The organism is Dorea chungnamensis, from assembly GCF_039832125.1.
Taxonomy (GTDB): domain Bacteria; phylum Bacillota; class Clostridia; order Lachnospirales; family Lachnospiraceae; genus JAFBIX01.
On the sequence record NZ_JBDOHT010000005.1, the window covers coordinates 60317 to 80582 of the forward strand.

Annotated in this window: 19 protein-coding genes; 14 read left to right on the forward strand and 5 right to left on the reverse strand. The window is 42.2% G+C overall.

Annotated elements, in window-relative coordinates; genetic code table 11:
- The first annotated feature begins 254 nt into the window (after positions 1-254).
- From ABE613_RS05880 to ABE613_RS05910, 7 genes are all read left to right on the forward strand, one after another.
- Complete coding sequence (locus tag ABE613_RS05880) at positions 255-857, forward strand: HDIG domain-containing metalloprotein (protein WP_347375922.1); 603 nt, start codon at positions 255-257, stop codon at positions 855-857.
- Positions 857-1603: a DUF1638 domain-containing protein gene (locus ABE613_RS05885; RefSeq protein WP_347375923.1), complete on the forward strand. Its 747-nt coding sequence runs from the start codon at positions 857-859 to the stop codon at positions 1601-1603. Before ABE613_RS05880 ends, ABE613_RS05885 begins: the two co-directional genes overlap by 1 nt.
- 36 nt (positions 1604-1639) lie before the next feature.
- On the forward strand, positions 1640-2029 hold the full coding sequence (locus ABE613_RS05890; RefSeq protein WP_347375924.1) for a GrdX family protein: 390 nt from the start codon (positions 1640-1642) through the stop codon (positions 2027-2029).
- Positions 2030-2393: 364 nt separating this feature from the next.
- Complete coding sequence (gene grdG / locus ABE613_RS05895; RefSeq protein WP_235232514.1) at positions 2394-3680, forward strand: sarcosine reductase complex component B subunit alpha; 1287 nt, start codon at positions 2394-2396, stop codon at positions 3678-3680.
- 18 nt (positions 3681-3698) lie between these two features.
- On the forward strand, positions 3699-5006 hold the full coding sequence (gene grdF, locus ABE613_RS05900; RefSeq protein WP_347375925.1) for a sarcosine reductase complex component B subunit beta: 1308 nt from the start codon (positions 3699-3701) through the stop codon (positions 5004-5006).
- Positions 5007-5204: 198 nt separating this feature from the next.
- Entirely contained in the window at positions 5205-7289 is a 2085-nt protein-coding gene (locus ABE613_RS05905) for a HelD family protein (protein WP_347375926.1), read from the forward strand.
- A gap of 246 nt (positions 7290-7535) precedes the next feature.
- The gene (locus ABE613_RS05910) at positions 7536-8789 is read left to right on the forward strand and encodes a saccharopine dehydrogenase family protein (RefSeq protein WP_347375927.1); all 1254 of its coding nucleotides are present in this window, start codon (positions 7536-7538) and stop codon (positions 8787-8789) included.
- Here the strand turns inward: ABE613_RS05910 and ABE613_RS05915 are convergent.
- Positions 8782-9669: an RluA family pseudouridine synthase gene (locus ABE613_RS05915; protein WP_347375928.1), complete on the reverse strand. Its 888-nt coding sequence runs from the start codon at positions 9667-9669 to the stop codon at positions 8782-8784. The two genes, ABE613_RS05910 and ABE613_RS05915, sit on opposite strands and share 8 nt — an antisense overlap.
- 93 nt (positions 9670-9762) lie before the next feature.
- On the opposite strand from ABE613_RS05915, the gene ABE613_RS05920 reads away from it, so the two are divergent.
- Together ABE613_RS05920 and ABE613_RS05925 are read left to right on the forward strand one after the other, a co-directional pair.
- Positions 9763-10788, forward strand: a complete 1026-nt coding sequence (locus ABE613_RS05920) for an NUDIX domain-containing protein (RefSeq protein ID WP_347375929.1) — start codon at positions 9763-9765, stop codon at positions 10786-10788.
- Positions 10789-10818: 30 nt separating this feature from the next.
- A complete protein-coding gene (locus tag ABE613_RS05925) occupies positions 10819-11715 on the forward strand; it encodes an aldose 1-epimerase family protein (protein ID WP_347375930.1) in 897 nt (298 codons plus the stop codon).
- Between the two features lie 33 nt (positions 11716-11748).
- On the opposite strand, the gene ABE613_RS05930 is transcribed toward ABE613_RS05925, so the two are convergent.
- Both ABE613_RS05930 and ABE613_RS05935 read right to left on the reverse strand, forming a co-directional pair.
- Complete coding sequence (locus ABE613_RS05930; RefSeq protein ID WP_347375931.1) at positions 11749-12543, reverse strand: zf-HC2 domain-containing protein; 795 nt, start codon at positions 12541-12543, stop codon at positions 11749-11751.
- A 40-nt stretch (positions 12544-12583) separates the two neighbouring features.
- Positions 12584-13078, reverse strand: coding sequence for an RNA polymerase sigma factor (locus tag ABE613_RS05935; RefSeq protein ID WP_347375932.1), 495 nt, complete (start codon positions 13076-13078; stop codon positions 12584-12586).
- Positions 13079-13344: 266 nt separating this feature from the next.
- Between ABE613_RS05935 and ABE613_RS05940 the strand changes: the two genes are divergently transcribed.
- From ABE613_RS05940 to ABE613_RS05950, 3 genes are all read left to right on the forward strand, one after another.
- Positions 13345-14136 (forward strand): EcsC family protein, encoded by a 792-nt coding sequence (locus ABE613_RS05940; protein WP_347375933.1) that lies wholly within the window; start codon positions 13345-13347, stop codon positions 14134-14136.
- Between the two features lie 113 nt (positions 14137-14249).
- The gene (trxA, locus tag ABE613_RS05945; RefSeq protein ID WP_235232522.1) at positions 14250-14558 is read left to right on the forward strand and encodes a thioredoxin; all 309 of its coding nucleotides are present in this window, start codon (positions 14250-14252) and stop codon (positions 14556-14558) included.
- Between the two features lie 178 nt (positions 14559-14736).
- Positions 14737-15324 carry a nucleotidyl transferase family protein gene (locus ABE613_RS05950; RefSeq protein WP_235232523.1) on the forward strand — a complete coding sequence of 196 codons (588 nt, stop codon included), beginning with the start codon at positions 14737-14739 and terminating at the stop codon, positions 15322-15324.
- A gap of 110 nt (positions 15325-15434) precedes the next feature.
- Here ABE613_RS05950 and ABE613_RS05955 read toward each other — a convergent pair whose 3' ends face one another.
- On the reverse strand, positions 15435-15749 hold the full coding sequence (locus tag ABE613_RS05955; protein ID WP_235232524.1) for a YbjQ family protein: 315 nt from the start codon (positions 15747-15749) through the stop codon (positions 15435-15437).
- Between the two features lie 91 nt (positions 15750-15840).
- Positions 15841-16638, reverse strand: coding sequence for a 4-hydroxy-tetrahydrodipicolinate reductase (gene dapB / locus ABE613_RS05960; RefSeq protein WP_235232525.1), 798 nt, complete (start codon positions 16636-16638; stop codon positions 15841-15843).
- Between the two features lie 234 nt (positions 16639-16872).
- On the opposite strand from dapB, the gene ABE613_RS05965 reads away from it, so the two are divergent.
- Both ABE613_RS05965 and ABE613_RS05970 read left to right on the forward strand, forming a co-directional pair.
- Entirely contained in the window at positions 16873-18246 is a 1374-nt protein-coding gene (locus ABE613_RS05965; RefSeq protein ID WP_235232526.1) for a peptide MFS transporter, read from the forward strand.
- Positions 18247-18377: 131 nt separating this feature from the next.
- Complete coding sequence (locus ABE613_RS05970; RefSeq protein WP_347375934.1) at positions 18378-20165, forward strand: aminopeptidase P family N-terminal domain-containing protein; 1788 nt, start codon at positions 18378-18380, stop codon at positions 20163-20165.
- Positions 20166-20266: the final 101 nt, after the last annotated feature.

A 20266-nucleotide genomic window follows, 5' to 3' on the forward strand; every position in this document is an offset into this window, starting at 1 on the left:
TTACATCCTCCCAACCATCTTGTAACAATAATATAACATCCTCTATACAGAAACATGCGGTTTTAAGCCATTTTCATGGCAAAAAAGCCGCATATTTTTTGTAGCAATAACTTGACATCCCCGGGAGCACTGTGTGTTCGTGGAAGCTTTCCAGTGTGATAATTAATGTAGAGTTGAAATAATGCAGGAAGAGAGTCTATAATATAAATTGAAATAAATAGTTTCGAAATATAAATATCTAAGGAGTAGAAATAATGGCAGTTATAACAAGAGATGAGGCATTGAGTTTATTAAAAAAATACAACAAGGATTCTTTTCACATTCAACATGCACTAACTGTTGAGGCGGTTATGAAGTGGTATGCAAATGAACTGGGTTATGGTGAAGATGCAGAGTACTGGGGGATTATAGGATTGCTTCACGATATTGATTTTGAATTGTATCCGCAAGAGCATTGCCTGAGAGCCCCGGAGATGCTGCGGGAAGCTGGCGTAGATGAGGGAATTATCCATAGTGTGGTATCACATGGTTACGGAATTACAGTGGGTTGTGGAATTACCATTGAGACCGAGCCGGAGCATGAGATGGAAAAGGTACTTTTTGCAGTAGATGAACTGACAGGTCTTATCTGGGCGGCAGCATTGATGCGCCCTTCAAAGAGCACAAAAGATATGGAATTAAAATCTCTTAAGAAAAAGTATAAAAGTAAGAATTTTGCTATGGGATGTTCAAGAGAAGTGATAGAACGCGGAGCCAGTCAGCTTGGCTGGGAGCTTGAAAAACTTCTTACCATGACTTTACAGGCTATGGCTGCCAGTGAAGACACCATTCATGAGGAAATGGAGAGATTAGACTGATGAGATACAAGTTACTTGGCTGTAAGATCTTAGAAAGAGAGATTGCCAGTGTCATCTTTTCGTGTAAAAATATTATTGATGTAACACTGATACAACAGAAGATACATAGCAGACCGGAGCATTTGAAGAAGATTCTTCAGGAAGAGATCAATATGATCGATGAGAATCGTCATATTTACTCCAATGACACGGAAGAATATGAATTTGATGCGATTCTGTTGGGATATGGTCTGTGTTCGAATGTGGTGACCGGCCTGTCCAGTAAGAGGTATCCTCTTGTCATTCCGAAGGCACATGATTGTATTACGCTTCTTATGGGAGATAAGGAGATGTACATGGAATATTACAAGAAGAATCCGGGTACATTTTATTATTCCCCGGGATTTGTGGAGTTGGATAATGTTGATGATGAGGATTATCTGAGGCGTAGATATGACATGTATCTGGTTCGTTATCATGGCAATGAGAGGCGTGCAAGACGTGCAGTAGAGATCGAGTCTGAATTTACGCAGCATTATCAAGGTGCAGCCTATATAAGATGGCCGGAACTGGATTTCCCGGAATATGAAGAACAGGCGAGAGAGAAAGCGGCAGAAAAGAATTGGTCTTACGAATTAATTCAGGGAAATCATTCCATCTTGAAGCAGATGGTGGATGGAGACTGGCCGGAAGACCGATTTCTTGTTGTCCGACCCGGACATCATGCAGAACCAAGCTATGATGAGAATATCCTGAAAGAAGTGTAGTAGAAGGTTAAAAAAGTACAAAAGGTGGATGTTAATATGTGGGATCTGGAAAAAGCAATCATGATTACAAATAACGACCGTGTCTATGAAAAATATAAGAATGATTTAACTGTAATATTACTGAATACTTATGAGGAGGTATTAATCAAGACAAGAGATCTTGTCTATGACCGGCATAAGCTTTTGACGCATCCGCAGGCTTCCAGTCTGAAGCCAAACCAGACGCCTTATCGTTCTGTGGTCGTATATCCGAAGGGAAAGGAAGATAATACAGAGGATATTCTGCTGATCGAGAAATGTATCGAGACATACCGGCAATGGCAGGAGATTGCACCTACACCGGAGAGGTACAGTGAACGAGTCTCAGAAGATTTCAAGACGATTGATTTATCGGTCGTTGATAATATTATTCCAAGAATATCTTAAAGTACAAACCAGATTGTGGGAGTGCGTAGCACGGAACAATCCGTAAGCATCATAGTTGGGGGCTTTTGACCCCAACATCATATATAGAATGGCACAGAAAAGATTGATACGTCAGAAATAGAGTATGTTCTGCGTATCAATCTTTTTTTGATTGCCGTTGTATTGGCAGATTTGTAGAAAATTACGGAAAATGGGTATTAACAGATGATAATTTCGTTCGAAAAACTGGAAAAAAGTACAGAATATTAGAAAAAATAGAATAAAATATTGATGATTTCAACAAAGAATAGTATAATTATTATGAATAAATTGTGAATATTTATAGAAATATTCAATCGTAAAAAACTAGAAGGAGGGATTAAGCATGAAACTGGAACTTGGAAAAATTGCTATCAATGACATTCAGTTTGCGGACCGGACTTATGTCGAGAATCATGTGCTCTATGTGAACAAAGGTGAAGTGGAAGCCATGGTGCTGGAAGATGACAAATTACTGGAATGTCATTTGGAGATTGCAAGGCCTGGAGATTCCACAAGAATTACACCGGTTAAGGATGTTATTGAACCGCGTGTAAAGGTAAGTGGAGGCGAGATGTTTCCGGGAGTGATCGGAAAGGTAACCCCGCAGGTAGGCGGCGGACGTACTCATGCATTGGATGGTTGCTGTGTGGTAACGGTCGGAAGAATCGTTGGCTTCCAGGAAGGTGTCATTGACATGAGCGGACCGGCAGCAGATTATTGCCCATTTTCAAAGACAGTGAATCTGTGCGTGGTAATTGAGCCGAAAGAAGGACTGGAGACTCATGTATATGAGAAGGCAGGGAGAATGGCCGGATTGAAAGTTGCAGCTTATCTTGGTGAGGCAGGAAGAGACGTAGAGCCTGATACACTGGAAGTATTTGAGACCAAGCCAATCTTTGAACAGGCTGCGATGTACCCGGATCTTCCGAAGGTAGGATATGTACATATGCTGCAGTCACAGGGGCTTCTGCATGATACCTATTATTACGGAGTAGATGCAAAGCAGATGGTACCGACATTTATGTATCCGACAGAGATCATGGACGGTGCGATTGTTTCCGGTAACTGTGTGGCTCCATGTGACAAGGTTACGACATATCATCATCTGCACAATCCGGTTATTGAAGACTGCTTCAAGCATCATGGAAAAGATATTAATTTTATGGGTGTTATCCTTACAAATGAGAATGTATTCCTTGCAGATAAAGAGAGACATTCCGATATGGTTGCAAAGCTTGCAGAGTGGATGGGCCTTGATGGCGTGTTGATTACAGAAGAAGGATACGGTAATCCGGATACAGACTTGATGATGAACTGCCGGAAAGTAGAGCGCAAAGGTGTTAAAGTGGTATTGATCACCGATGAGTTCCCGGGAAAGGATGGAAAGTCACAGTCTCTTGCGGATACCTGTGAGGAAGCAACCGCATTGGCATCTTGTGGTCAGGGAAATGCGACGCTTCAGTTCCCGGCAATGGATAAAGTCATTGGTACAATGGAATATATCGAGAGTCAGATCGGCGGATGGGCAGGATGTGTGAATCCAGATGGTTCTTTTGAGGCAGAGCTTCAGATTATCATTGCGTCTACTATCGCAAATGGATTTAACAAACTGGCTGCAAAAGGATATTAAGAAAGGAGAACAGAGGTTATGGCAAAATATAAGATTGTGCATTATCTTAATCAGTTCTTCGGCGGAATCGGTGGGGAAGACAAGGCAGATTATAAGCCAGCGATTCAGGAAGGAAAAGTAGGACCAGGACTTGCGCTTTCTGCAGCTCTTGGTGAGGACTATGAGATTGTTGCAACCGTCATCTGTGGCGATAATTATTTCGGTGAGAATCTGGATGAAGCGACAGATGCGATTATAGAGATGGTAAAAGGATATGCCCCGGATGTGTTCGTGGCAGGACCGGCTTTTAATGCAGGACGTTATGGTGTTGCCTGCGGCACGATCTGTAAAGCAGTGGAAGAGAGACTGGGTATCCCGGTTATCACGGCAGAATATGAAGAGAATCCAGGTGTAGATATGTTCCGTAAGGATCTGATCATTGTCAAGACAGGAGATTCGGCAGCCACATTGAGAAAATCTATGCCGAACCTGGCAGCATTGGTGAAAAAGCTGGCGACAGGAGCAGAGGTTCTTGGGCCGGAAGAAGAAGGCTATCACGAGAGAGGAATCCGTGTGAATTATTTTGCAGAGGAGAGAGGATCTGAGAGAGCCATTCAGATGCTGGTCAAGAAGATGAAAGGCGAGGAATTTGACACAGACCTTCCGATGCCGAAGTTCGACCGCGTCGATCCGGCAGCCCCAATTGCGGATATTACTAAGGCAAAGATTGCACTGGTTACTTCCGGTGGTATCGTACCACAGGGTAATCCGGATCATATTGAATCCTCCAATGCAACGAAGTTTGGCGTATATTCCATTGAAGGTATGGATGAAATGTCACCGGATGATTTTACTACGATTCATGGTGGATATGACCGTCAGTTCGTTATGAAGAATCCGAACTTGGTCATTCCTCTGGATGTTATGCGTGAGATGGAGAAGGACGGAGAATTTGGGGAACTGGCAAATTACTTCTGTTCAACGACAGGAACTGGTACGGCAACAGGTTCTGCTGCCAAGTTCGGAGATGCAATCGGGAAAAAACTGGTAGAGAATCATGTAGATGGCGTCATCCTCGTCAGCACATGAGGTACCTGTACACGTTGCGGTGCAACGATGGTAAAAGGCATTGAAAGATATGGTCTCCCAGTTGTTCATATGGCAACAGTAGTGCCGATTTCATTGACGATTGGCGCAAATAGAATTATTCCGGGTGTTGGTATTCCTTACCCATTGGGTGATCCAACGCAGGGTGAAGTGGATTCAAAGAAGATCCGTAAGAGTATGGTAAGACGTGCATTAAAAGCACTTCAGACTCCGGTAGAAGAACAGACCGTATTTGAATAGAATATATAGTATATTATGAGGTGGCAGGGAATATTTTTCCTGTCACTTTTTTTGACTTCTGACTTTTCACAGTGTATACTGAGACATACTACATTATTGTAAACAGCAGAACCAAGGGCATATGGATATTTATGCCTGTGGGCTGTGTGCTTATGCACGACACGATATTAGATAAGAGGACAGAAAGGCAGACATGGTATGAGCAGAGGAACAGATTTCCTGAATATGGTAACGGAAAAATTAAGACAGCGAATCCTGGAACTTGGAGATACCATTCAGGAAGTGCAGAAGGATATTGCGGGAATGAATGAGTATTACTGGGAGAACTATACAGAGATGGACCAGTATGGCTATGAGAATTATGATAATCAGCAGGCTCTTCTGGCACAGGTGAATGCTAATCAGGAGAATCAAAAGAAGCGTCATAGAATGAAGAAGATGTTGGATTCTCCGTTCTTTGGAAGCGTAGATTTTCAGTATGAAGGGGAAGAGGAAGCAGAGACCTTCTATATTGGAATCGGGAATTTTGCAGAAGAAAGAGGCAGTGTGCCGTTGATCTATGACTGGCGTGCTCCGGTCAGCAGCTTGTTCTATGATTATGATAAGGGACCTGCTTCTTATGTTGCGCCTGCCGGTACTATGGAAGGAGAGATTCTTTCAAAATGGCAGTATAAGATCCGCGGCGGCAGGATGATCTATGAATTTGAAAGTGACCTGAAGATCGATGACGATATCCTGAAGCAGGAGCTAGGTGCGAACGGTGATGTACAGCTTAAGAATATTGTACGCACCATCCAGAAGGAGCAGAATGCGATCATTCGCAATACGAAGGATAAGATTCTGGTGATCCAGGGAGCAGCAGGAAGCGGAAAGACTTCGGTAGCACTGCATCGGATTGCATATCTGCTGTACCATGACAGGAAGAATCTGAATTCATCAAATATTTTGATTTTGTCGCCGAATAGTGTGTTTTCCGATTATATTTCCCATATTCTGCCGGAATTAGGGGAAGAGAATATCCAGGAGATGAGTTTTGATCTGTTTGCCTACCGGGAACTCCAGGGAACTGTGGCTGACTGTGAAGACAGGTGGCATCAGATTGAAAAGATGTTACATGGGCAGAGCATACAGGATCAGGAGAGATATCAATGGAAGCAGTCGAAAGAATATGTGCGTGCAGTAGAGGGATTCCTGGTAGAATTGGAAGACCGGCTGATTGATTTTCGGGATGTGAAGTATAAAGGGTATGAGAAGACGGCAGAAGAATTGCTGGAGATGTTCTATTTTAAATTCCAGAATGTGCCGCTTTTATCCAGAGTAGAAGCATTGATGGATTATTTTATTGACGAATATGAGACACTGAATCAAAGAGATCTGTCGGAAGAAGAACTGGAAGTGGTTCGAGAACAATTCCAGAAAATGTACGTAACGACAGACTTGTATGAGATCTACAACTGGCTGCTGGAAGAGAATGGATGGCCGCTTCTCCCAGATCTTCCAAGAGAGCGGAGAATTCTGGATTATGAGGATGTCTATCCGATTCTCTATCTTCGATATCGCCTCTGTGCAGTGACAGCTCATAAGAATATCCGCCATCTGGTCATTGATGAGATGCAGGATTATTCTTATCTGCAGTATGTGATTCTGGAGCGAATGTTCGCCTGCAATATGACGATCTTGGGTGACCGGGCTCAGACAATCGGGGAGAAGATGCAGGATGTATTAAGATTTCTTCCAAAAATATTTGGAAAGAATATATGTAAGATTGAGATGAACAAGAGTTACCGTAACACTATTGAAATTGCGAAATATGCGGAATCAATGAATGGTGTGTCAGGAATTGAGTATATTAAGCGCCATGGAAAAGAAGTAGAAGAGATGCAGCTGTCAACCTGGGAGGATGCTGTTGAAGCTGTTCTGAAGCGAGTCAATGTAAGTACTGGGGTAATTGGCCGCCCAGAAGTGGAACCATATGAAACGGCAGCGGTACTTACAATGACAGAAGAGGAAGCCCGGAAGATTTATGAGTATCTGAAAAAGAAGCGAGAAGATGTCTTCTATATTGACAGGGACAGTTCAAACTTCCGAAAAGGAATTACGGTTACGACATTCTATATGGCCAAGGGTCTGGAGTTTGATCAGGTCTTTGTCGCAGGAGGAACACAGGAGCATCCGTTCTTCCGGCAATTCCGGTATATCTGCGCGACACGGGCACTCCATGAACTGTATATTATGGATATAATAGAAGATTCATACTTGACTGGGGATGCCCGGATTCGATAAAATGAATTATTAGAAACAGACAATTGAATAGATCCGGTTAACGGCTGCCCTAGACACCATTATAAGGGGCCGAAGAAGCAAACCCAGGGTTATGCATCTTACTCTGGCGGAAACTGACAGGCAAAAGGAAGGTAGTCCCACGGAACTTTGGAGAGAATGCGGACAGCATCGCCTACGAGGCTAGAACCAACTGGCAAAAGGACAGAGTGTGACAGATGACATGAATGAACAATGGAGGCTGGAACTATGAGAATGATGTTAGTTGGAGCGGGAGCAGTGGGCGAAAGTATCTTGAAGGTCATGAAGTGGCGAGATCCGAAGGGTGAATGGCTGGAGTATGTGCTGGTATGTGATTTTGACCAGAACAGGGCGCAGGAAGTGGTTGAAAAGTTAGGAAAAGACTGTCGATTTGAAGCTGCTGAGGTGAATGCAACTGATAAAGAAGCGATGATGCGGCTTGCCTTGATGCACCAGATTGATTTCCTGATGGATGCGGCACCACCCTTTGCCAGCAACTATATCTTTGATGCAGCTTATGAGACCGGAATTAATTATGGTAATATGGGGACCTGGTCGGTACCGATGGATCATCCGGCTTATGGATTGGGAATCGAGAACAGCTATACGGAACCCATGACCAAATATAATTTTGACCGTCATGAGGCATGGAAAGAGAAAGGCAGCATGGCGGTTATTTGTATGGGAATTGACCCAGGAGTCGTCAATGTCTTTGCGAAATATGCTGCCACGGAATTATTGGACGAGATTACGGAAGTCCATGTAAAGGACGGCGGCAATCTCTCCGTACCGGGAGCAGATCCGGATGATATTATGTTCGGATTTAATGTGTGGACGGTATTAGATGAAGTGATGAATCCGAATGTGGAATACGATGCATCCAGAGGAGGCCTACTGGTGGAAAAGCCGTTTGCCGGGAGAGAAGTCTGGGAGATGCCGGATGGTGTTGGGCAGAACACGTTGGTAAAAGTAGAGCACGAAGAAGTGGTTACCATGCCCCGTTATCTGAAGCAATATGGATTGCAGCGGGCCACATTTAAGATTAGTCTGGATGAGAATCTGATCACAGCACTGAAAGTTGTTGATAAGTTGGGGCTTCGCAGTATTCATCCGATACAGATTGGAGAGACAGAAGTCATCCCAAGAGACGTGGTGGCTGCGTGTGCTCCCCAGCCGAAAGATATTGGGGATGAGATGATCGGCGAGATGCTGGTCGGTGTGGAATGTATTGGAAAGAAAGATGGGAAAGAAAAGGCATATTTCTTATATCAGGCATTTGACAACCAGGAATCTATGAAGAAATGGGGCTCTCAGGCGGTTGTGGCACAGACGGGATTCGGTGCGGCACTTGCCATCGAATTGATTGCAAGAGGTATCTGGAAAGACAGAGGAGTCTTTTCACCAGAATATTTTGACCCGCTTCCATATCTAAACCTGATGGATGAAAGCGGGTATGAGTATCATATTGCAGAGATTAAATAAGTACTTTTTCCATATCTTTCGGCAGAGGTGCAGTAAATTCCATCGGCTTGCCAGTAATCGGATGTGTAAAGGAAAGACGATGGGAGTGTAGTGCCTGTCGTCCGATATATTCCATGTCTGGGTTATAGAGGTAGTCTCCGATGAGGGGATAACCGAGATATTTCATATGGATTCGTATCTGATGGGTGCGGCCTGTTTCCAGACGAAGGGAGACAAGGCTGTGCCCATTTCTTTCTTCTATAAGACGATAATGAGTAATGGCAGTTTCACCCTGTTCCCAGTCAACCGTCCTCTCAATGATGGTTCCGGGCTTTCTGGCAAGGGGAGCATTGATCGTCCCGGCTTCTGGGGAGACATGTCCCCGGACAATGGCAAGGTATTCCCGATGGATATCTCGACGGCGCACCATATCGGATAAGATATTGCCACTGACCAGATGCTTGGCGACAACGGTAAGGCCGGAGGTGTCCCGATCCAGACGGTTACAGCAGCGGAAGATGAACGGTTTTCCCTGCTCCTGATAGTACCATGCCAGAGCATTTGCCATGGAATTCGTATAGTTATTCAAAGAAGGGTGGATGGGCATGCCGGCTGGTTTGTTGATGACGATAATGTCCTCATCTTCATACACAATATCCAACGGTATCTGTATCGGCGGAATCTTCTCGGAACATTTGGTCTCGCAGATATGGATAGACAGATGGTCTCCGGTATTAAGCTCCTGCTTCATATAATAATGTTCTCCATTCACCAGAACGCTTTTGGGCATACGCTTAATCTCTGCCAGATTCTGTCCGGAATAACCTTTGCGGCGTAAGTATTGTTCGATGCGAAGGCCGTCATCGGCTTCATCTATGATATAATCAATGACACGATTCATTGCAATTCTCCTGTATTTTCGGTATGATATTCATAGTAGACAGTATAACATAATTTGAAAGAAAATATCAGGGAATTAAGAGGCAGAAATAAGATGACAGGTTTAAGTACTTTGTGTTATATGGAACGGGATGGCCAATATCTGATGCTCCATAGAACCGTTAAGAAACATGATGTAAATAAGGATAAATGGATTGGGGTCGGAGGACATTTTGAGGCAGATGAAAGTCCTGAGGAGTGTCTGCTTAGGGAAGTACGGGAAGAGACCGGATATACGCTGACTTCTTACCGGTATCGGGGAATTGTTACCTTTGTATCCGGCAATGGAGTGACGGAATATATGTCTCTTTTTACGGCAGATGGTTTTGAAGGGGAGCCCATACCTTGTGACGAAGGAGAACTGGAATGGGTGGATATCGAAGATGTCTGGAAGTTGAATATCTGGGAAGGTGATAAGATCTTCTTTCGGTTGATGGATGAAAGGAAGGACTTCTTTTCCTTGAAATTAGTCTATGACGGGCAGGATAAACTGGTGGATGCATCACTGGATGGGAAACCGATGGAATTATTCGATGTGTTAAATGAAGATGGTACGAAGTCTGGAGTAATACGTGAACGTGGAGTTGTACACAGGGAAGGAAGTCTTCATGCAACGGTACACATGTGGGTTGTAAGGAAGAATCAGAAGAGTGGTTATGACGTACTGTTACAGAAGCGGAGTGCATGCAAGGATTCGAATCCCGGATGCTACGACATCTCTTCGGCAGGTCATGTGGCAACAGGAGATGAGATCCTGGATTCAGCAGTCCGTGAGATGCAGGAAGAACTGGGCATTCATGCGGTGAAAGAGCAATTACATTATGTAGGAGAGCATCGGGGATCCTTTGAAGCGGTATTTTATGATCGATTGTTTAAAGATAACGAATTAAGTTCGGTGTACGTGTATACAGAACCGGTAGAAATTGAGAATCTGAAACTTCAGGAATCAGAAGTAGAAGAAGTAATCTGGATGGATTATGAAGAATGCAGGCAGAAAGTAGCAGATGGAACCTTGCCCAATTGTATCTATGAAGATGAATTCCGTATGGTTGGAGAATATCTGAAAAAGCAAAAATTTTAATCGAGAAAAAAACAGAAAGGAAATAATCATATGCAGAAAGTAAAGTTGGAAAATGAGAAACTTGAGATTATGGTAAATATTCACGGTGCAGAATTAAGTTCTATCCGGGAAAAGAAAAATGATACGCAGTACCTCTGGAATGCAGATCCAAAGTATTGGAATCGGTCATCACCGGTACTTTTCCCGTTTGTCGGTGGGGTCAAGGATAAGGTATATCGTCACGAAGGTGTGGAATATCCGATGAATCAGCATGGATTTGCAAGGGATATGGATTTTGACCTTCTTAGCCAGACAGAGAATGAGGTATGGTTTGCATTGGATGCAACAGAAGAGACGAAAAAAGTATATCCATTTGATTTTCATCTGGAGATCGGCTATCATCTGGAAGAAAATGCTGTTAAGGTCATGTGGAAGGTGGAGAATACCAATGATAAGACCATGTACTTTTCCATTGGGGCACATCCGGCATTCTTCTGTCCGGTTAGAGAAGGAGAGAAGCAGTCTGATGATTACATAGCTTTCCGTAAAGCAGATGGAACCGTGCCAGAGAGTTTCACTAATACTATCTTCGGTCAGGGTGGTATGGTGACCACAGAGAAAAAGAAGTATGGCCTTCAGGAAGGAATTCTTCCGATCACCGAGAATCTCTTTGATGGAGATGCACTTGTCATCGAGAATCATCAGGTACAGCGAGTTGCCTTAATGGACAGTGATAAAAAAGAATATCTGGCAGTGGAATTCAATGCGCCGTTAGTCGGAATCTGGTCACCGCCGAAAAAACATGCACCATTCGTCTGCATTGAACCATGGTATGGAAGATGTGACAGCGAGGTGTTCGATGGCGAATTAAAAGACCGGGAATGGGGAAATACCCTGGAAGCAGGAGAAACCTTTGAAGCAGAGTATCGAGTAGTTGTACTGGCGTAATGCCAGTACAACTACATGAAATTATTTGATTCTTCAATAAAGAATAAATATAGGATCTTCGTCATCAGATTGAGGTATCTTCTCTTTTTCGACTTTTTCCTCGATGGTGTAGGGCGCAGATTCCAGTTTCTGTCCTTCCTTCCAGATTAAGAGACGTTCATCACCTTTCCCCTCATAATAAAAAGCATTGCTTTCATGAATGGACGGGTTCCCAACTTCATTTTCAATTACTTCCCGAAGTGAAACGACAAATGATAATTCTGTATAGGTATTATCAGGATGGAATATTTCGTTCCAAAGGGAGCGGCGCAGTGAGATTGTGTTCCAACCATCATCGTAAGATTCCCAGAAGTCATATTCTGAAGACTCTATAGAAGAGTTGGAGATTATGGTAAATGGTTTTTCTGTTTTTATTGTGCAATAGAGGTCTCCATTATCTAATTGGTATAATTCATCTACCTGGATAGATTCTGTTTTCAAGCGCATGTCAAAAATAGGAAGCTTTTTCAGATATTCATGAATATCATGATTTTCAGTGAATACGGAAAGTATCAGGAAGATGTTCAGTAGTATTCCACAGAGGATCCCTTTTTGGAAAGTAAGCTTATGAGAGATTCGTCTGAGAAATTCTGCTTCTTCATTAGAATGATCTGTAGTGGAAGGCACATCTATGGAAGGTAAGTCCGCCTGCATAGCTTCCAGGTATTCACGGCAGCTTTCGCATTCTATCAGATGCTCTTCGATTGCGTCTTTGCTCTGTTCGCTGCAAATATGATCTTCATATAATGGCAGCAGGTCTTTAATAATATCACAAGGAATTTTGCTCATATTCAAACGCTCCTATCTTATATAAAAATGAGAAATAAACTTAATAAGTATCTGTCTGCTTTGACATAAGTTCCCGAACCTTTAATTTTGCCCGGTGATAGGTAACTCTCGCCCAGTTTTCCTGCTTCTCAAATATCTCGGCTATTTCTTTGTAACTTAGGTCTGCGAGCACTCGCAGGACAAAGACTTCTTTGTATGGTTCCTCCAGATAATGTAGAATCTTATAAATGGAGATGGCTTCTTCCTTCTGGATATAGGAATCTTCCAGATTGGTGGAATCGGACATCTGTTCCAGTAACTCCGAGTGAACCGTCTTTTTCTTGCGCGTATAAGAGATGTAGAGATTTTTGGCAATCTGGCAGAGCCAAGATTTGACGGAACAATTTCCACGGAAATGCTTTATTTCCTTTAATGCTTTGAAGAAGGTTTCCTGCGTAATTTCTTCCGCAATATGTGGATCTTTGCTCATTGATAAGACAAACAGATACACATCATGAAAGAAACGGTCATATAGTTCTTCAATATCCTGCTTCATTCCGTCACCTCCTTTACTTGCCAATTAGACGCATGAAGAAGAAATATGTTACAAAAATTATAACATTTTAATGAGGATATTGTTTTTTAGTGATAAATTACATATAATATATGTGAGAACAGAGAAGTTCTCCTTCATCTTGATGAGTCCTGTGACGGTTCTGACAGGACAGTAAAATAAAAATTGACCGAATGATGAAGTTGTTAAGTGAGAGGCTGGATGCCTCTCGTTTTTTCTGATTAAAGAATAATCAGGAGGATTCCGGCATGTTTTTTACAAAGGATAAATGGAAAAAGGAATGGGAAGCTCTGGAGAAAAAGGAACAAAGTTTCCTTAAGAAGAATATCCAGGAGAAGGAATCTGTCCTTAAGCAAAAGCTTTCGGATAAGATCCCGGACAAATTGGAAGATACACTGCACGCTGCTTTCGTGAAGGCTTTTGAAATGGTCTTTGAACATGGGACAGGTATCATTGAGAAAACTTATCGCAAAGGACAGCACGAACAGAATTATCAGGAGAATGTCAGTGCAGTGGAGCAGAAGAAAAACAGGAAGAATGTAAAAGCATTTGCCAGGCAGGCTGGAAAAAGTAGGACGAAGAATCTTCTCATCTCAGGAGTGGAGGGGGCAGGACTTGGAATTCTTGGGATTGGAGTACCAGACATCCCGATCTTTACTGCTGTTTTGTTAAAAAGTATCTATGAGATAGCCCTGAGTTATGGATTCGAATATGATACGGAAGAGGAGCAGATGTTTATTCTGGGTATTATTGAGACAAGTTTGCTTAGGAGTGAAAAATTAATATTGTCCAATAACTGGCTGAACACGGAGATTGACAGCGACCTTCCTTCAATGGAGGATAAGAATGAATTGCTCCATCGGGCAGCTGGACAATTAGCAGAAGCGCTTCTTTATATGAAGTTTCTTCAGGGAATTCCGATTGTCGGAGTCGCAGGAGGATTGGCAGACAGTGTATATCTGAAGAAAATAACAGATTATGCGGATTTGAAATATCGTCGCCGCTTTTTAAGAAAGAAGCTGTCAGATGAGAGCAAATGATGAATATAGATGGTATTATTGCCGAAAATGGGTTATACTATTTTGTGTAGAAAACAAACTGTCAGATATTGGATGGCAGAAAAATACAAATCATAAAAAGAGAGGTAATCATTATGTCAGTGATTCATTTAACCAGTGATAATTTTAAAGAAGAAGTATTAGAATCTAAGGTGCCAGTGTTGGTGGATTTCTGGGCAACATGGTGCGGACCGTGCCAGATGGTAGGACCAATCGTAGAGGAATTGGGAGAAGAAGTTACAGATGCGAAGATCTGTAAAGTGGATGTCGATGCGAATCCAGATCTGGCAAGAGAGTATCGGGTAATGTCAATTCCGACATTTCTGGTGTTCAAGGATGGACAGATGGTAAAAAGAGATATGGGAGCAAAGCCAAAGGAAGAACTTCTGGCATTGCTGAAGTAAGAGAAAGAGAATGAAGATCTCAAAAACCTCAAGATAGACTTACTGTTGTAACGATATCTTGAGGTTTTATCTTGTCTTGGCTGAATCTGAAAATGGGGAAGTCCTTGCATTCTTACCGTACTTCAGAGTATACTAAATATACGTTCGAAAGAGTATAATCAATGAGGGAGAGAAACATATGATAGAGACTGGAGTAATTAACGGAAGATTTCAAGTGTTACATTTAAAACATATGGAATATATACTGGCAGCAAAAATGCGCTGCAACAAATTATACATCGGGATTTCCAATCCTGACAACATGCACACCAGAGATTCGGTCAATGATGTCAATCGAAGCGAACCTTCTGCTAATCCATTGTCTTATTTTGAACGGTATCAGATGATCAGAGGTGCGATGCAGGAATTTAAGGTTCCGGAAAGTGAATACGATATTATTCCGTTTCCGATTAACTGTCCGGAATATCTGTTACAGTATACTCCGAAAGATGCAGTATATTACCTGGGAATGTACGATGAGTGGGATGAAGAAAAATATAAGATACTGCGAAGTCTCGGGCTTAATATAGAAGTGCTGTGGCACAGACCATTAGAGGAAAAAGGAATCACTGGTGCCATGGTACGAAATTGTATTGCAATGGAACAAGAGTGGGCGAAGTTCGTGCCGAAAAGTGTATATCGATATCTGACAGAAAATGAGATGGATAAAAAGATAAAAAGACTGGAATTGATGCGGATAGAGGAGAAGATGAATGCGTGTTTTTAGTATGTCTGCTTGCTTCTTTTGTAGTATAATGGCAGAGACTGATGTGAGATCATGATATAAAAAAGAAACGGTGTTTCATGTGCACCGTTTCTTTTGTGGTATAATAAATTTTAATCTACGAATTTTACTGCAGTTCCGTATGCCAGAACTTCTGCTGCGCCCTGTACGATGGAGCTGGAAGCGTAGTGGATATTTACCACAGCATCTGCGCCCATTGCAGCAGCATCATCTGCCATACGTTTGGTAGCAACAGCTCTGGCTTCGTTCATCATCTCTGTGTAGGAGGTAAGTTCTCCACCGACCAGTGTCTTGAAGCTGTTCATGATGTCCTTACCAAGATGTACGGATTGAATCATAGTACCTCTTACTAGTCCGATCATCTCAAATTTTTTTCCTGGAATATAATCCGTATTTACTAATATCATACCTGTTCTCCTCTCAAGATATAATTGTATTATTTTATTAATACAATTATACTATAAAAATGAAGCAAAGACAATATGCAATATAGCTGATTTATAAATTTAATACATCCTTAATGGTATAAAAGCCAGGTTCTTTATCAGCAAGATAAGCAGCGCAGTCACAGGCACCGCGTGCAAAGCATTCCCAGTTGTAGGAGTGATGAGTGATTTCCAGACGCTCTCCCATTCCGCCGAAGAATACGGTGTGGCTGCTAGGAATATTGCCGGCGCGAAGAGAGTGGTAGCCGATAGTTCCGGGAACTCTCGGAGAGGCACCTTCTCGACCGTATACGGCGATGTCATTCAGTTCTTTGCCAAGGGCATGGGCCATAATCTCGCCCATTTCCTTCGAAGTTCCACTTGGAGCATCTTTCTTCCACTGGTCGTGCATTTCTAAAATCTCAATATCCAGATCATTTCCGGCGATCGTTGTTACCATTTCCAGTAATTTATTCATGATATTGACCAGTTTTGAAGTGTTTGCTGCATACAACATCGGGATCTGGGAAGCAGCATCCTGAAACCGCTGCATCTCTTCTTCGCTAAATCCTGTAGTGCCGCATACCAATGCCTTTTTATGTGCGATTGCCAGATCAAGGACTTCCATAGCGTTCTCTTTGGTAGAAAAGTCAATGATGACATCACAGGAATCGATGACGCTTTCCAGATCATCCACAACCGGGACACCTATTTCTTTTCCGATCATAGCAACCATTCCCAGATCACTTCCTATGTAATCACGCCCCTTTGGAGCAACGCCGGCAACCAGTTCCATATCCTCTCTTTCTGCTGCAACCTGCGTGATTAATTTTCCCATTTTTCCCCGTGGACCTACTACAATAACTTTCATAAATGTAAACTCCTTTCGCATACATGATATGACTAATTATGTCTATTTTATCACAAAATATAAGAATCACAAAGGAGTTTTCTTGACATGAAAATGTGCATAATGTATAATAAATTATAGATTATCAATAATTAATAATCTATAATAAACAAATTTCTAGAGAAGTGCCTTGTATCAAATGCTAACGAAGAGGTTATTGAGAAAAGGTGCGGGGAAAAAGGAGGATGAGTAATAATGAGTACTCAAACAAAAAAGAAGCTCCCTATGGGTTTTTGGGCATGCTCTACGACAGAGATTTTTGAACGTTTTGCTTATTATACCGGACGTTCTATCCTGTTAGTTTTCGTAGCAGCAAGTGTAGCATCAGGTGGTCTTGGTCTGTCAGAAGGAACCGCTGCGACCATGCAGTCACAGTTGACAGCATTTTCTTATGGACTTCCGATTCTGTGTTCCATTATCTGTGACCGTCTGATTGGCGCAAGGTATACCACCCCAATTGGTATGGTTCTCTGTGGCGTTGGTTACTGGATTGGATCTATGGCAACAAGCAGTGGAATGGTATATGCGATGATCTGGTGTATCAGTATCGGTCTTGCATTCTATAAAACTGGTCCGTTGATTGGTCGTATCGTATCCAGTGATCAGCTTAACAATGCATATTCTGTTCGTTATGGACTTGTTAACATCGGTGCATTTGCAGGCCCATTCCTTGCAGGTATTCTGTATCAGGATGTATTCGCAAGTGGAGATATGATGGGATACAGACCATGCTTCAAGATTGCAGCTATCCTGATGTTCTTAGGAGCAATCTGGTTCACCATTGGAACACGTTTTATGGGTGAAGCAGGAAAGACACCTTTCAAGAAAGAATTGACAGAAGAAGAGATTGCCCGTGAAGCAGAGTTGAAGGCAAAGAATAAAGAAGAAAAGAAGATGCCTTATACAACAATTGAAAAGAAGAGAATTGCAGCAATCATTCTGATCTGTGTATTTGCTATTATCTTCTGGATCTTCTGGTATCTGGCTTATCTGCCGGTATATTACTTCTGGGGTGAAAATGCAAACTGGGTAGTTGGAGGCTACAATGTACCTCTTACATGGTTTGATGCTGCAAATGCTTTATTCTGTGTATTAGTTGGTATGTTTGTAACACCAAAGCTTTGGAGTTACCTGGCAAACAGACCGAAGGGTGATATGAGTATTTACAAGAAATGTGCATTAGGTATTGGTACTCTTGGCGTTGGATATCTGTTCTTTGCATTGATGGATATTATCCGTGGTGATGGACAGATCAGCTGTCTGTGGCTTTTAGCTTTTGCAGTTCTGATTACATTGGGTGAGATGTTCTTCTCTCCACTGGGAAATGCATTTATCGCTAAGTATGCACCAAGCCGTATTTACTCTACAATGCAGTCTGTATGGGGACTTGCAATATTCTTCGCAGCAATCAGTTATGGATATGTTTATAATGCATTATTCGGAGGAGCTATTAAGTTCACGACCGCATGTATTATCATTGCAGTAATCGCATTTGTTGCTGTCGCACTTTTGGTTATCCTGGATAAACCATTAACAGCACTGGTTGAGAAGAAAGATGACGAAAAATAGAGTGGATTATTAGAATATAATTATGTACAATGATATTAGGATTGCGGGATTACATATGGAATGCCTGTCAATCCTAATATTATTGGGGAGAAAAAACCCATAATAACAATTATTTTAGGAGGCGTAATACAATGAGTATTCCTGAGAAATTAACAAATTTACGTGCAAAAATGGCAGAGAAAGGAATCGATGCTTATATCGTTCCAACTGCAGACTTTCACCAGAGCGAATATGTTGGGGAATATTTTAAGGCAAGAAAGTATATTACTGGATTTTCTGGCTCTGCAGGTACAGCAGTTATCACAAAAGATGAAGCCCGTCTTTGGACGGATGGACGTTACTTCATTCAGGCAGCAAAGCAGTTGGAAGGTACAACTGTAGAATTAATGAAGATGGGAGAACCAGGAGTACCGGAACTCACAGCATATCTGGAAGATATCCTGAAAGAAGGAGATACTCTTGGGTTTGATGGACGTGTGGTTTCTGTCGGAGAAGGACAGGAATATGCAGACATTGCAGCTAAAAAAGGAGCAAAGGTCGAGTATCATGAGGATCTGATCGATCTGATCTGGGAAGATCGTCCGGAACTTTCCAAAGCACCTGCATTTTCTCTTGGAATTGAGTATGCAGGCGAATCCGCAGCAGATAAGCTTAAGAGGACTCGCGAGGAGATGGAGAAAGCCGGAGCAAATGCACATGTGCTCACGACATTGGATGACATCTGCTGGACACTGAATATCCGTGGTGATGATATTGAATTCTTCCCGTTACTTTTATCTTATGCCATTATTAAGATGGACTGCATGGAACTCTATGTTGATGAGAGTAAGCTGGATGATGATATCAAAGCTTCGCTGGCAGAACTGAATGTCAACCTCCATCCATATAATGATATCTATGAAGATATCCGTACGTTGGATGAGAATACGGTAGTTATGGTTGACCCAAGTAAGTTAAATTATGCTCTGTATAATAATATTCCGGAAAATGTTAAGAGAGTAGAAGAGAGAAATCCGGCGATTCTTATGAAAGCAATGAAGAATCCGGTAGAGATTGAAAATATCCGTAAAGCACAGATCAAAGACAGTGTTGCGCATGTAAGATTCATGAAATGGTTGAAAGAAAATGTGGGCAAGATGAAGATCACAGAGATGAGTGCTACAGAAAAACTGGATGAACTCCGTGCTGAGATGGGCAACTTTATCCGCCCAAGCTTTGAGCCGATTGCTTCTTATGGTGAACATGGTGCGATCGTTCACTACACATCATCACCAGAGACTGATGTTGAGCTGAAAGAAGGAAGCTTCTTCCTGACTGATACGGGTGCAGGATTCTGGGAAGGTTCTACAGATGTTACAAGAACTTATGCGCTTGGTGAAGTAACACAGCAGATGAAAGACGACTTTACTTTAGTTGCAATCAGTAACCTTCAGCTTGGCAGTGCGAAGTTCCTGGAAGGATGTACAGGTATGGTACTTGATATCCTGTCAAGAAAACCATTCTGGGATCGTAATATGAACTTCAATCATGGAACCGGACATGGTGTGGGATACCTTCTGAACATCCATGAAGGACCTGCTGGTTTCCGTTGGAGATATCGTAAGGGCGAGACAGAGGTGTTGCGTGAAGGTATGGTTATTACAGATGAGCCGGGAATTTATATCGAGGGCTCTCATGGTATTCGTCTGGAGAACGAACTTCTCTGCTGTAAGGGTGAGAAGAACGAATATGGACAGTTTATGTATTTTGATGCGATTACACTGATTCCAATGGATCTGGATGCAATCAATCCTGATATCATGACAGCAGAAGATAAGAAGCTCTTAAATGATTACCATAAGAAAGTATATGATACCATTTCTCCATATCTGAATGATGAAGAAAAGGAATGGCTTGCGAAGTATACCAGAGCAATCTAATCCAAATGGCCTTATATATAAAAAGTACTGGAGTGCGTTGTGTTGAACAATGCACTCCAGTACTTTTTATACATATGATAAAGACTGCAAAATGATACATG